We start from the raw sequence: 13,020 nt of genomic DNA, 5'->3' as shown, positions 1-13,020 counted from the left end.
CTAAACTCTCCCTGTAAATGATGGCTATTTTATCAGCAGTCCATACTTTATTGTCTACAGTGACTTTGACGATTTTTAGTTGCTAACTGCTAACTGCTAACTGCTAACTGCTAACTGCTAACTGCTAACTGCTAACTGCTAACTGCTAACTATGGAATCGTATTGGTCACAACATCTGGTGGTACATAACTGGCATGACGGTTCATACGCTTTTCAAACATTCTAAAGCTAAACAAGATGACCCACGACAGTAATAAATAGACGATACCAGCGGCAAAGAATAGCTCCATCAAGGTATAGGTACGCGCACTAATCGTACGAGCAACACCTGTGATATCCATCAATGCAATAGTCGAAGCGAGCGCACTACCTTTTAGCATAAAGATAACTTCGTTACTGTACGCTGGAATCACAATGCCAAAGGCGCGCGGCAGCGTAACGCGTGTTAGCTTTTGCCATTTAGACATGCCAAGTGCATCAGCCGCTTCAAGCTCACCAACAGGAATGGTCTGAATCGCACCGCGTATAATCTCTGCTAAATAAGCACTAGTATTCAGGGTAAAGGCGATGATGGCACACCAATACGCTTGGCTCAGTACTGGCTCCCATAAGAACGACTCGCGTACGGCCTCGAACTGACCCAAGCCATAATAAATCAGGAATATCTGTACCAGCAGCGGCGTACCACGGAAAAAGAATATATACAGAAACGGTAGTATCTGTACCATCCAATTCTTAGACAGTCGTAACAACGCCAAAACCACACCAAACAGCAATCCAATCACACCTGAAAACAGGACCAGCTGTACGGTCAACACCGCACCGCCTAGTAAATCAGGGATATGGTCAAAAATAACCTGCCAATTCCAATCCATAGTATCTCTCCTCTACCCTATGGTCGATTGACTGTGAGTGGATTGACGGCTTATCTTTTTGGCATAGCGTGCCGCAGGATTGGCGCGCCACTCAAGCCACATCATAAAGCCAGTAATCAGCATGGTCAGACCCAAATAAATAATCGCTGCTGCCATATAAAAGGTAAACGGCTGCTGTGTAGACTGTGCCGCCCGCGATGACTGATACATGATGTCCTTGAGACCCACGACCGATACCAATGCGGTATCTTTAAGCAATACTAGAAATAGATTACCCAGACCTGGCAAAGCAATCTGCCATATTTGCGGCAACGTGATGCGATAAAAAGTCTGAAAAGGACGCATACCAATCGCTTGCGCAGCCTCTCGCTGTCCTACTGGAATCTCTTGAATGGACATGCGAAAAATCTCAGTCGCATACGCACCAAAAGCAATAGACAGCGCCATGACACCACCCCAAAAAGCGCTAATCTCGACATAGTCGTTATAGCCAAACTTTTTGAGGATGCTCATCAATAAGATAGAGCCGCCATAATAAATAAAGAGCACCAATAGCAGCTCGGGGATACCTCGCATCGTCGCAGTATAAACAGTCGCAAGTTTACGCAGCAACCAGATATTGGACATCTTTGCGGTTGCGCCGAGCAAGCCTAAAGCCAGACCAATAATCAAACTGGTCACAGCTAGCTGTATGGTAACGGTAGCGCCGCTCAATAAAAGCGCGCCAAATCCTTGTAAGTCAAACACGATTATCCACTCAGTCTCTTTATATTAGCAATTTGCAAAATATGAGTTAAAAGAATCAGCATCAATAGCTGAACGCGGCGAAACACCGTATTTTATACCAAATCAATAGGGATGGTCGGCGCCAAAAAGTGACGTCAGAAGAATACGATTAGCGCTGCGATAATTGACACAGTAGAAATGAGCGCTGATTTTATCATATTCACTCGCCATGATGTTAATACTGACGCGTAAAAGCTACGCCTAAGCCGTAATTAAACAGACACTTACCTCTAAAAACAAACAATAAATCGACTAAATTTGAGCAAGATTGATAGCCGCCCATGATGCATATTCGTTGCTATAACGGCAAATAAAAAAGGACATCACCATGACGGCGATATCCTTTTATGAATCAAAACAATATTTTTTGACTGCTATCTTTGACTACTATTAGCTATTAGCTATTCGCTATTAACTAACGTTTTCTGTCGCTGGTTGGTCGGCAGTATTTGTATTTGTATCTGTGCCTGTATTTGCGTCTTCATCAACTGTGCTCGTTGCAGACGCTGGCACCGCAAAGTACTTTTGATTGATCTTATCGTAAGTACCATTAGCTTTTATATTAGCAAGAGACTGATTGATCTTTGCTTGTAGCGGATCGCCTGGGCGTACTGCTATGGCAAAATTATCGTTAATATCGATCTCATCACCTTTTATCGCATATTTGCTACCAGCATTTGAGCTCAGCCATTCTATGGCAGGCAGCTTATCAGAAATCATCGCATCGACACGGTTTGAACCGAGATCCAAAAACGCATTGCTCAACGTATCATAAAGCTTCATATCGGCTTTTGGATACGTGTCTTCTAGCCATTGCGATGAGATAGTTGAACGCTGTGCAGCAATAGAATGCGAGTCGATATCACTGTTGTTACTAGGGTCAAAGCTGCTGTCTTTTTTGGCCAAAAAAACTAAGGCATTGCTAAAGTACGGATCGGTAAAGCTCACCTGCTGCGAACGCTCTGGAGTAACGGACATCGCGGCCACGATTGCATCGTATTTACCTGCTTTTAGACCAGGGATAATACCGTCCCAGTCCTGCGCCACAATCTCACAAGTTACCTGCATATCTGCACAAAGTGCATTTGCTATCTCAACATCAAAACCACCCAGTGTCCCATCGGCATTGGTATAGTTAAAAGGTGCATAGGCCCCTTCTGTACCGATGCGTAATACATCACCTGTAGACGCTGCCGTTGTTTTGGTAGCCTCTGGATTGGTATCAGCTGCACTCTCTTGGCTATTGCTACAGCCAGCAACGGTAAAGGCCGTCGCTAGTGCGAGCAATGACATAGACAGACGACTGGCTACAGTAATGTTAGATTTGCCAGTCGTGGTACAGATTGGGGCACAATGGTTGCTCATGATCATCCTTGGTTTTTTCTTGAGTAAACAACACGTCTTTAAACAACAGCAGTAAAACTGCTAGATATCGTATTAGTTAGCTGGCGCTTCTTCTTCAGCGACCATTACTTCTTCGACACTATCAGTTGTTGCTACCGCTTTTTGTGCTGCAGCCGTTGAGCTAGTACCAAAATAGCTACCCGTGATTTGATCATAGGTGCCGTTGTCTTTTAGTTCAGCCAATGCTGCATTGAACTTAGCAATTAACGGATCGCCTTTACGGAAAGCAATACCCATTGCATCATCATTGGTGCTGATTTCTTCACCTTTGACTTCGTAGCCTTTGCCTGCGTCTGTTTTTAACCAGTCAATACCTGTGACTTTGTCAGACATCATACCGCGCACGCGACCTGAGGTCAGATCTAAATAAGCATTGTCTTGCGTATCGTATAGTTTGATATCAGCATCTGCATGCTCGTCTTGTAGGTATTGCGAGGCAACAGTTGAGCGCTGTGAGGCAATTGGTAGACCTGTTAGTGACTCAACGCTTAAGTCATCACCTTTTTTACCGATCAAGATGATACCGCTATGGAAGTAAGGGTCGCTAAAATCAACCACTTCTTTACGCTCAGGCGTGATAGACATACCTGCGATAGCTGCATCAAATTTCTGTGCGTTAAGCCCTGGAATCAAACCGTCCCAATCTTGAGAGATGACTTCACACTCAGCTTTCATTTGCGCACATAATGCGTCAACTAGCTCAATCTCGTAACCAATCAGTTTGCCATCTGCATCGGTATAACTGAAAGGCTTATAGCTTGATTCTGTCGCAATTTTGATATTTAAAGGTGCTTCAGTAGCGGTGTCAGCTTCAGCATTTTCTGCTGGTGCTGAGCTATTGTTACAACCTGCCAGCATTAGCATCGCTGCGCTAAGCGGTGCTAGCCACAATGCTTTTTTACTCATTGATGATGTCATTGAAATTGTCATAAGTTTTATTCCTTAATATATTTACCAGCTGTATCGTCAATCACTGCTTGCTGATTTATGCTTATAAACACCGTTTATTTGAAACATGCTTGGTTTTAAGCATTACTCGCATCAAACGTTACTTGTTCTAAGCATAAATCTTCAGTGAGTCATTATTGACCAAAGTTCATTTGCTCAAGACGTGCAAGCTCACCGTTACTACGGATCTCGCTCAATGCTTTGTCAAAGTCAGCTTTGAGTGAGTCACCTTTACGTACAGCAATGGCAATATTGTCATCGTTATCAATTTCATCACCAACGATACCGAAGCCCGCTGCGTTTTCTGCTAACCATGATTTGGCAGAAACTTTTTCAGCCAATACGGCATCGCTACGACCAGATTTTAGATCTAGATAGGCATTGTCATAGTTGTCATACAACTGAACTGTGTTGCCTTCTTTGCCTTCGTAGTTATCCTGTAGATAAGCACCTGGCGTAGTAGAACGTTGACCACCAAGCGTTGCATCTTTAATCGTCATAGGATCAAAACCACCATCCGTATTGGTCAACCATACCATCGTATTGGCAAAGTACGGCTCGCTGAAATCAACTTTTTCTTGACGCTCAGCGGTGATAGACATACCTGCAATCACCGCATCATATTTCTGCGCCAATAAACCAGGGATAATACCGTCCCAGTCCTGTGCAACGATTTCACACTTAGCTTGCATTTGATCACACAAGGCATTGGCAACATCGATATCAAAACCTGCCAAACTGCCGTCGGCGTTGGTGTAGTTGAATGGAGGGTAAGCGCCTTCGGTAGCAATACGAATGGTTTTACCAGTGGTTTCTGCTGCAGGGGCGTCAGCGTTGGTATCGGTAGTTTCATCGGCAGGTTGGCTACAAGCGCTCAACATCAATGCAGCAGTAACGGTCATTGATGACCACAATAGGCGAGAATTCGACATCATACGTTCCTTAAATTCTGATGGGTTTTACATAAGTTTTTGACAGGATTTTCTGACTTAGGGTTCTGATATTTTTTTCTCTGACGTCCCTGCCAGACAAGCAATATAGATAGCAGAATAACAGACAGCCACGAGACGTGACGGCCTATAAACCTTTTGATAATACCTGAGTAAAATATCAAAAACAAACGTTTTGCATACTCATAGTTATCATTGGGCAATAAACAGTCAACAATGGTTACGTTACAGTGATTTTACATTTGGCAGGGCAAATGGTGACAAGCGTGTTGCCACCATCTGTATTGGACATGATATTAAGCAAAAAACTAATAATTAATAACTAAGTAGGACGATGTGATGCCATAAAGTCTTTGACGCGCTCAGAGGTAGGGTTATCAAAGACTTGCTCAGGTGTGCCAATTTCTTCAACCACGCCTTGATGTAAGAAGACGACTTTGCTTGATACTTCACGGGCAAAGCGCATTTCGTGAGTAACGATAAGCATCGTACGTCCTTCTTCTGCTAGCTCGCGCATTACCGCAAGCACTTCGTTGACCAGTTCAGGATCTAGCGCAGAGGTTGGTTCATCAAACAATAGGACTTGTGGCTGCATAGCAAGCGCACGGGCGATTGCGACACGCTGACGCTGACCACCAGATAAGTTCGCTGGATAAGCGTCTTTTTTGTCGAGCAGGCCTACTTTATCAAGCAGCTTTTCCGCATCGCTAATCGCTTGGTCTTTTTTAATCTTTAAGACCTGCGTTGGCCCTTCGATGATGTTTTGTAGAATGGTCTTATGCGGCCATAGATTAAAGTTCTGAAAGACAAACCCCACACGAGCGCGCAGGCTTTCTAGCTGCTTCACGTCTGCTGCTTGTAACTCACCTGATTTAGCAGGCTTTAGCATCAGCTCTTCGTTACCGATCAAGATACGACCATGATTGGGATTTTCTAGAAGATTAATACAACGCAGCAACGTCGACTTACCTGAGCCAGATGAGCCCAAAATAGAGATAACATCGCCATCATAGGCAGTCAGGGACACCCCTTTTAATACCTCTAATGAGCCGTAGCTTTTATGGATGTCTTGTAAGTCTAGGGCGATAGGCCGAGTCGGGTTTTTTGCAGTATCAAGCATGGTTCAGCAGACTTCCAATAAATATGAGTGAAAACACGAATAAAATAAGAGCTATATCTATATATAGTACAAGCATCTAGATGCATTATCGTAATATGCCTGATGAGGCAAAGAGAAAAATGCCATATTGTCTCTTATTACGCAGTAAAAAGGCAAATATTGTATTTAACCAACGGGTTAATCAGCTTCTAACAAACTACGAATACAAAAAGGCCCAGACTGCATTTATCGCTCTGGGCTTTATTTTATCACTTTAGAATACGAGGCGTTGTGTTATCTGATAACTGCCTATTTATAGTATGTGCTTAGTACATTTAATATGTAGCTAGTGCATTCTATAGTATGCAATTAGTACGTCGATACATGTTCTGAATCTTCAGTACCGTCCATCATATCCGCATCTTCTGCTGTCGCCACTGCCACATCATCGTTATTGGTAACGTCCATACCCTCATCATCGGCACTAGCCACGGCCACATCATCATTGTCACTCGCTGTCGCACTTTCTTCTACAGAGGTTTGAGCGTCTACAGTAGTATCAGCGTCAGTTTCCATCGGTGTCTCGTCTTTTTTGCTACAAGCACCTAATGCCAGAGCGCCTGCTACCAAGCCAACCGTTAACCAGTTTTTATAAGTTGTATTTTTCGTAGCCATGTTCGTTCTCCATCATTCATCACAATAAGATTAAGTACTATCTACTGATAGCCTTGCTGTTTTAATGCTTACTATACTGAGGATATCTCGCAGCTACCTTAGTATTTACAGCGCAATTCTGTTAAAAACACGTAAAGATATAGTGTAGTACTGATAATGCGATTATCTTAAATAAATACCGCTTAGCATGAACAATATTACTTTGAATAAGCCCTTACAAGAGCGTTGCAAAGCGGATTCTGTTCACAAAATCATCTTTACTATCGTCTCAATCTGCTCTATGTTAAATAGCATAATGACCTATCGCTATTTCAGTAGGCATTCAAAACTTCTTTTTTTGCGACATTTTTCGCCTTTTTAGGTACTTTTACCTATATAAAATTGGGCGCTTTTAGTTATAAAAAACTTGTATCACATAAGGAAAATAATTTATGAGTCAATCGAATACTACGGATATTACGACCTATATGCAGTCTGTCGGCAAGCAAGCACGAGCGGCTTCTCGCGCGCTGGCTGCTGCCAACACTGGCGATAAAAATTCAGCACTTTTGGCCATTCATGATGAGCTGGTCAATGCCAAACAAGACATCTTGGCTGCAAATAAAATCGATATGGACTACGGTCAAAAAAACAATCTTGATAGCGCACTCCTCGACCGCTTGGAGCTAAACGAAGCACGTTTTAACGGTATGCTACAAGGTCTTAAAGACGTCGCTGGCCTTCCTGACCCAATCGGTGAAGTCACTGACATGACCTATCAGCCATCAGGTATTCATTTGGGCAAAATGCGGGTGCCGCTTGGTGTGGTCGGTATGATTTATGAGTCGCGTCCTAACGTAACATTAGAGGCTGCCTCACTGGCACTCAAATCAGGTAACGCCATTATCTTGCGCGGTGGTTCTGAAGCATTTGAGTCTAACCAAGCCATTGCCAAATGCATCATTAAAGGTCTTAGCCATACTGATCTATCGGAACATAGCGTGCAAGTACTACAGACGACCGATCGTGCAGCCGTTGGTGAGCTGATTACTATGACTGAATATGTCGATGTCATCGTGCCACGTGGTGGTAAAGGTTTGATTGCGCGTATCAGCAACGATGCCAAAGTACCTGTGATTAAGCATTTAGACGGTAATTGCCATACCTTTATTGATAGTGATGCGGACGCTGAGATTGCGATTAAAGTCAGTGTCAATGCCAAAACACATCGCTACGGCACTTGTAATACGATGGAGACGTTACTGGTCGATGAAGCAGTCGCAGATGAGCTATTGCCTAAAATTGCAGAAGCCATCGTTGCTGCCGATGACGCAATGCAACTACGCCTTGATGACAAGTCACAAGCTATCCTAAATGAAAACGCTAAGCTTGAAGGTCATCTATCAGCTGCCACTTCTGAGGATTGGGATACTGAATATTTAGCTCCTATCCTAGCGGTAAAAGTGGTCTCAGGTATTGATGAAGCGATTGAGCATATCAATACGCACGGCAGTCATCATACTGATGTCATCATCACTGATAACTATACCAAGTCGCAGCGCTTCATCCGTGAAGTGGACTCGGCCAGCGTAATGATTAACGCCTCTAGCCGTTTTGCTGATGGTTTTGAATACGGTCTCGGTGCTGAAATTGGTATCTCAACAGACAAAATCCATGCACGTGGCCCTGTCGGTCTCGAAGGTCTGACTTCGCAAAAATGGATCGTTTATGGTCACGGCGAAACCCGTGCTTAATCATACTAGCATCGACTATCGAAACAAATAATCAGAAACGTCAGCAATTATGCTGGCGTTTCTTCGTTTGCATCATAAGTATTTTAGTTAAGGCATTTAAATTATAGGGAGCGGTACAACCATGCAAAGTGGCAAGATTAAGCACTGGAATGAAGATAAAGGCTATGGCTTTATCGATGTAGATAATCAAAGTGAAGATGTGTTCTTTCATATTAGCAAAGCAAGACTGGCGAAGCCTATAACGGTTGGACAAAGTGTCTATTTTAACAGTGCCCGTAACGACAAAAATCAATTGAGAGCCACTGAAGTGACCTCGTCTTCATTGAGCCTTGACCAAGATACTGCATCAGATGTTCCAAGCTATACCCCTACTAACGCTAATAGAAATAGCAATCAACGCACTCGTAACTCAAATCGTAGCTGTCACAATAGTAGACCCAATAAAAAAAGCTTAGGCTCTACGCTATTTAGCCTCATCGCTATCATCGCCGTCGCTTTCTATTTCTTTGGCGATTTAAATTCGACATTGTTTGCTGATAGCATCGAGTCGACAACGGTATCGCAGGACGTCACTAATAATACGAGTCAGGCCGCAGTATCAGGAATAACAGGTGACGCACAGGTCGATAATACGATTGCGCTTATTCAGCAAGGCGGCCCGTTTCCTTACCCAAATAAAGATGGCACGACGTTTTATAACCGTGAAGGCAGACTACCCGCCCAGTCACAAGGCTACTATCGCGAATATACCGTGCCCACCCCTGGTGTCTCTCATCGCGGCGCACGGCGTATCGTCACAGGTGGCAACCCACCTACTGTCTATTACTTGACTGTCGATCACTATGATAGTTTCCAAAGACTACAGGTGCCTTAATATGAAAAGAGCTGATATGAAACAAACGAATACGAACCAAGCCGATATGAATCGAGAAAGTGTGAACCAAGCCATCCACTACGTTAATCAAAGCCATGTTAATCAAGACCACATTAACCAAAACGGTACAGCACTGGGTACTAGCATTCCTGCGCAGGCTGTTACTATAGCCGTCGGTGACACGCTCGAAAAAACTGAGCTATTGACGAGTTTGGCCAAGGCCTGTGACTTTCCTAGTTATTTTTCGCACAACTGGGACAGTGCATGGGATTGTCTAACAGACAGTGAAGCAGTTCATTTAAGGCTGGATTTAACAGACGTCAAAAGGATAAACACTGAGGACTTCAATGTCTTTAAAAGCATCATTGAGGATGCCTTTAGAGAATTTGGCAAACCACAATTGTGGGTCATCGTGCCATCTGAGGATGAAGCTTATGCGTTAGAGATTTAGTCGTTAAAAGCCTATATATTGCAAGCTTGACCGCCGATAGTCACCGATAATTATTCGTCATCATAGAAACCTGAATTCGAGATAAAGCCATATTTATCCCGAATTCAGGTTAATTTATTTTACAGAAAGGATTAACCTATGGAGCTTACCTTAAACGGTTATTACACCCTGATATTGGCCACCTTAGTGCTGCTACTTGGGCGGTTTTTGGTGCGAAGAGTCAAGTTTTTAGAAGACTTTAATATTCCAGAACCGGTTGCTGGTGGTCTGGTCGCGGCGATTGTTGTCTATGCTCTCAATATGGTTTGGGGATATAGTTTTAACTTTCATCAAGGACTACAGACCGCCACCATGTTGATGTTCTTTGCCTCCATCGGTCTGAGCGCTGATTTTAGTAGGCTAAAAGCAGGCGGCACACCATTACTAATTTTTACTATCGTTGTATCAGTGTTTATTGTATTGCAGGATGTCGTGGGTGTGGCCATGGCAAGTGCATTGGGACTGGATCCTTTGCTCGGTCTGGTGACAGGTTCTATCGCTCTAACAGGTGGTCATGGTACAGCAGGCGCTTGGGGCATCACGCTAGAACAAGACTATGGTGTGGTCGGTGCGACGACGCTTGGTATCGCGGTTGCTACTTATGGTTTGGTCGCGGGTGGTATCGTTGGTGGTCCTGTTGCCCGTCGCTTGATTAACCGACTTGGACTAAAACCAACGCCAGCCAACCCTGATCCTAGCGATATCGAAAAAGTTGCTGGTGCACAGTCGTTATATAGTACCAAACACGATGAGGAGTCTGCAGGTAGTAATAAAGATATCTTTGAAAGGCCTGATAGCATGCGCTTTATCACCGCTTCTTCTACTATCGAAACCTTGGCACTATTCGCAGGTGCTTTGGCTTTTGCCGATGTGATGGCCATCGTTGCTGAAGGTACATGGTTTGAGCTGCCTACTTTCGTATGGGCATTGGCAGGTGGTGTTATCATTCGCAATGTGCTAACGATGGTCTTCAATTTTGATATGTTTGACCGCTCAATTGATGTACTTGGTAATGCGTCTTTAAGTCTATTTTTGGCGATGGCATTGTTATCATTAAAACTGTGGCAATTGACCGATTTGGCAGGCCCTGTGCTAGTCATATTGGTCGTACAGACCATCATTATGATTATCTACGTGTACCTGATTACTTTTAAAATTATGGGTAAAGACTACGACGCGGCTGTATTATCAGCGGGGCATTGTGGTTTTGGTATGGGTGCGACACCGACTGCAATTGCAAATATGCAGGCAGTCACCGATCGCTATTTGCCTTCACCTAAAGCATTCCTAATCGTGCCAATGGTTGGTGCGTTCTTTGTTGATATCGTCAATGCCACGATATTGCAGATTTTTACTAAACTGCCGTTTATGTAGGCTGATGCTGTTACAGAGTAAAACTTGATCCAACGAAAAAAAACCACCTAACAAAAGCTAAGCGGTTTTTTTGTATAAATAGGCAACTCTTTACAGATCGCTTCTACCTAAAGTTTAATAGCTATTTAGAAAATACCAGCCATCGAAAAGCCCGCCAAGAATCATCTTGGCGGGCTTTTTTAATTATTAAGTTACAATAGAATGTTCAATCACATCCATTATTTATACTTTTTAATTTCACCACTTTTCACACGAGCTATGAAAGAATTAACCTCTCTTTTCACAATTGGCATCAAGAAGTACAGACCGATGATGTTAAAGATTGCCATAGCGAACAGAGCCGCATCTGAGAAGTCGATAACGAAGCTAAACTGTACGATGGTACCGATAACAACGAAGATTAAGAAGATAAGTTTGTATATCATCTCACCGCCTTTGCCTTCACCAAAGAGGTAAGTCCAAGCTTTTAGACCATAATATGACCATGAAATCATCTTTGAGAAAGCAAACAACAATACCGCGACAGCTAAGAAATACTGGAAAATAGGCGCCGTTTCCATAAAGGCCGCACGGGTTAGATCCACACCAGTAAGCGCTTGGGTTTGCAAGTTTGCGGCAGTGTTCACCCCAGAGATAGTAATAACAAGCGCCGTCATCGTACAGATAACAACCGTATCAATGAAAGGCTCTAACAGCGCTACTAGGCCTTCAGTAGCAGGCTCTTTGGTTTTTACCGCTGAGTGAGCAATAGCGGCTGAACCAACACCTGCTTCGTTAGAGAAAGTTGCACGTTTCAAACCTTGAATCAACGCACCAATAAAGCCACCAGCCACACCAGCACCAGTGAAGGCACCCGTGAAAATCTCGCTAAATGCAGCGCCGATATGATTAAAGTTAGCAATCAGTACGATTACCGCCATAGTAATGTACAACAAGGCCATAAAAGGTACGACTTTTTCGGTAACGGTTGCGATGCGCGGCATGCCACCAATGATAACCATACCGACTAAAAATGCTAAGCCAATACCAAAGAATACACTGTAATCCGTTGGAATGCTAAAAGTAGAGCTCATGACTGCGAAAGCCTGGTTATCCTGAAACATGTTACCAGCACCAAAGGTCGCCAGTATACACATGAGTGCAAAACCAACAGCCAGAAACTTACCTAATCCGCCCATACCACGTTCAGCCATGCCGCGGCTTAGATAGTACATAGGGCCACCTGATACAACGCCAGATGGTAGTACCGTGCGGTATTTGACACCTAGCGTACATTCTACAAACTTAGTCGCCATACCAAATAGGCCTACCATAATCATCCAAAAGGTAGCGCCAGGTCCACCAATAGCAAGTGCTGCACCAACGCCTGCGATATTACCAAGACCAACGGTACCTGATAACGCAGTAGCTAAGGCTTGAAAATGGCTGACCTCGCCTTCTTCTTTGTTGGCGGGATTTGGATCGGTATATTTGCCTCTGACAATATCTAGAGACAGGCCTATTTGACGAAACTGAATAAATCCAAAGTAAAAAGTGAATACGAGTGCGGCAACTAATAACCAACCCACAATGAGGGGGAAGCTGACGTCTCCAAGAGGTACTGAAAAGAAAATAAGGTCGACGAACCAGCCAAATATATTGGCCATAAAGCCATCGAGACCTGCTCCAAATGCTGCTAAACCTGATTGTTCTGCTGCTTGCGCAAGAGTCGTGCTGAGTAATAGCATCGTTGCGACTAAAGATTATTTTTTCATGTAAATCCCTTTAGTGAAAATAACATTTATATAGTTATTCAATCAATTACAGCGATAC

At 43.6% G+C, this 13,020-nt stretch carries 12 protein-coding genes; 4 read left to right on the top strand and 8 right to left on the bottom strand.

The genetic code is table 11. The features are described from left to right. Positions 1-149 precede the first annotated feature (149 nt). The 7 genes from CXF60_RS08950 to CXF60_RS08920 form a co-directional block, all read right to left on the bottom strand. Positions 150-875: an ABC transporter permease gene (locus tag CXF60_RS08950; RefSeq protein ID WP_102091646.1), complete on the bottom strand. Its 726-nt coding sequence runs from the start codon at positions 873-875 to the stop codon at positions 150-152. Positions 876-887: 12 nt separating this feature from the next. Next, positions 888-1,622 (bottom strand): ABC transporter permease, encoded by a 735-nt coding sequence (locus tag CXF60_RS08945; RefSeq protein ID WP_102091645.1) that lies wholly within the window; start codon positions 1,620-1,622, stop codon positions 888-890. A gap of 450 nt (positions 1,623-2,072) precedes the next feature. Further along, positions 2,073-3,026, bottom strand: a complete 954-nt coding sequence (locus CXF60_RS08940) for an ABC transporter substrate-binding protein (RefSeq protein WP_102091644.1) — start codon at positions 3,024-3,026, stop codon at positions 2,073-2,075. A gap of 72 nt (positions 3,027-3,098) precedes the next feature. Beyond that, a complete protein-coding gene (locus CXF60_RS08935; protein ID WP_102091643.1) occupies positions 3,099-3,995 on the bottom strand; it encodes a transporter substrate-binding domain-containing protein in 897 nt (298 codons plus the stop codon). A gap of 152 nt (positions 3,996-4,147) precedes the next feature. After that, positions 4,148-4,948 (bottom strand): transporter substrate-binding domain-containing protein, encoded by an 801-nt coding sequence (locus CXF60_RS08930; protein WP_180958123.1) that lies wholly within the window; start codon positions 4,946-4,948, stop codon positions 4,148-4,150. A gap of 337 nt (positions 4,949-5,285) precedes the next feature. Then, positions 5,286-6,083, bottom strand: a complete 798-nt coding sequence (locus tag CXF60_RS08925; RefSeq protein WP_057758311.1) for an ABC transporter ATP-binding protein — start codon at positions 6,081-6,083, stop codon at positions 5,286-5,288. A 348-nt stretch (positions 6,084-6,431) separates the two neighbouring features. Next, complete coding sequence (locus CXF60_RS08920; protein WP_102091641.1) at positions 6,432-6,737, bottom strand: hypothetical protein; 306 nt, start codon at positions 6,735-6,737, stop codon at positions 6,432-6,434. A 431-nt stretch (positions 6,738-7,168) separates the two neighbouring features. On the opposite strand from CXF60_RS08920, the gene CXF60_RS08915 reads away from it, so the two are divergent. The 4 genes from CXF60_RS08915 to gltS all read left to right on the top strand — a co-directional run bounded on the left by CXF60_RS08915 (position 7,169) and on the right by gltS (position 11,208). After that, positions 7,169-8,470 carry a glutamate-5-semialdehyde dehydrogenase gene (locus CXF60_RS08915; RefSeq protein WP_102091640.1) on the top strand — a complete coding sequence of 434 codons (1,302 nt, stop codon included), beginning with the start codon at positions 7,169-7,171 and terminating at the stop codon, positions 8,468-8,470. Between the two features lie 121 nt (positions 8,471-8,591). Continuing rightward, on the top strand, positions 8,592-9,344 hold the full coding sequence (locus CXF60_RS08910; RefSeq protein WP_102091639.1) for a ribonuclease domain-containing protein: 753 nt from the start codon (positions 8,592-8,594) through the stop codon (positions 9,342-9,344). A 16-nt stretch (positions 9,345-9,360) separates the two neighbouring features. Further along, positions 9,361-9,795 (top strand): barstar family protein, encoded by a 435-nt coding sequence (locus CXF60_RS08905; protein ID WP_228707088.1) that lies wholly within the window; start codon positions 9,361-9,363, stop codon positions 9,793-9,795. A 138-nt stretch (positions 9,796-9,933) separates the two neighbouring features. Beyond that, positions 9,934-11,208: a sodium/glutamate symporter gene (gene gltS / locus CXF60_RS08900; protein ID WP_102091638.1), complete on the top strand. Its 1,275-nt coding sequence runs from the start codon at positions 9,934-9,936 to the stop codon at positions 11,206-11,208. 218 nt (positions 11,209-11,426) lie between these two features. On the opposite strand, the gene CXF60_RS08895 is transcribed toward gltS, so the two are convergent. Beyond that, positions 11,427-12,935, bottom strand: a complete 1,509-nt coding sequence (locus CXF60_RS08895; protein ID WP_102091637.1) for an alanine/glycine:cation symporter family protein — start codon at positions 12,933-12,935, stop codon at positions 11,427-11,429. Positions 12,936-13,020 lie beyond the last annotated feature (85 nt).

This window comes from Psychrobacter sp. 4Bb, from assembly GCF_002836735.1.
GTDB lineage: Bacteria > Pseudomonadota > Gammaproteobacteria > Pseudomonadales > Moraxellaceae > Psychrobacter.
This window is presented reverse-complemented; position numbering and strand designations above follow the sequence as displayed.

Bases quoted from the DNA above. Each gene is read 5' to 3' on its own strand.
- CXF60_RS08910 (WP_102091639.1), top strand. From the start codon at position 8,592: ATGCAAAGTGGCAAGATTAAGCACTGGAATGAAGATAAAGGCTATGGC.
- CXF60_RS08930 (WP_180958123.1), bottom strand. From the start codon at position 4,948: ATGATGTCGAATTCTCGCCTATTGTGGTCATCAATGACCGTTACTGCT.
- CXF60_RS08915 (WP_102091640.1), top strand. From the start codon at position 7,169: ATGAGTCAATCGAATACTACGGATATTACGACCTATATGCAGTCTGTC.
- CXF60_RS08920 (WP_102091641.1), bottom strand. From the start codon at position 6,737: ATGGCTACGAAAAATACAACTTATAAAAACTGGTTAACGGTTGGCTTG.
- CXF60_RS08935 (WP_102091643.1), bottom strand. From the start codon at position 3,995: ATGACAATTTCAATGACATCATCAATGAGTAAAAAAGCATTGTGGCTA.
- CXF60_RS08925 (WP_057758311.1), bottom strand. From the start codon at position 6,083: ATGCTTGATACTGCAAAAAACCCGACTCGGCCTATCGCCCTAGACTTA.
- CXF60_RS08950 (WP_102091646.1), bottom strand. From the start codon at position 875: ATGGATTGGAATTGGCAGGTTATTTTTGACCATATCCCTGATTTACTA.
- gltS (WP_102091638.1), top strand. From the start codon at position 9,934: ATGGAGCTTACCTTAAACGGTTATTACACCCTGATATTGGCCACCTTA.
- CXF60_RS08895 (WP_102091637.1), bottom strand. From the start codon at position 12,935: ATGCTATTACTCAGCACGACTCTTGCGCAAGCAGCAGAACAATCAGGT.
- CXF60_RS08905 (WP_228707088.1), top strand. From the start codon at position 9,361: ATGAAACAAACGAATACGAACCAAGCCGATATGAATCGAGAAAGTGTG.
- CXF60_RS08940 (WP_102091644.1), bottom strand. From the start codon at position 3,026: ATGAGCAACCATTGTGCCCCAATCTGTACCACGACTGGCAAATCTAAC.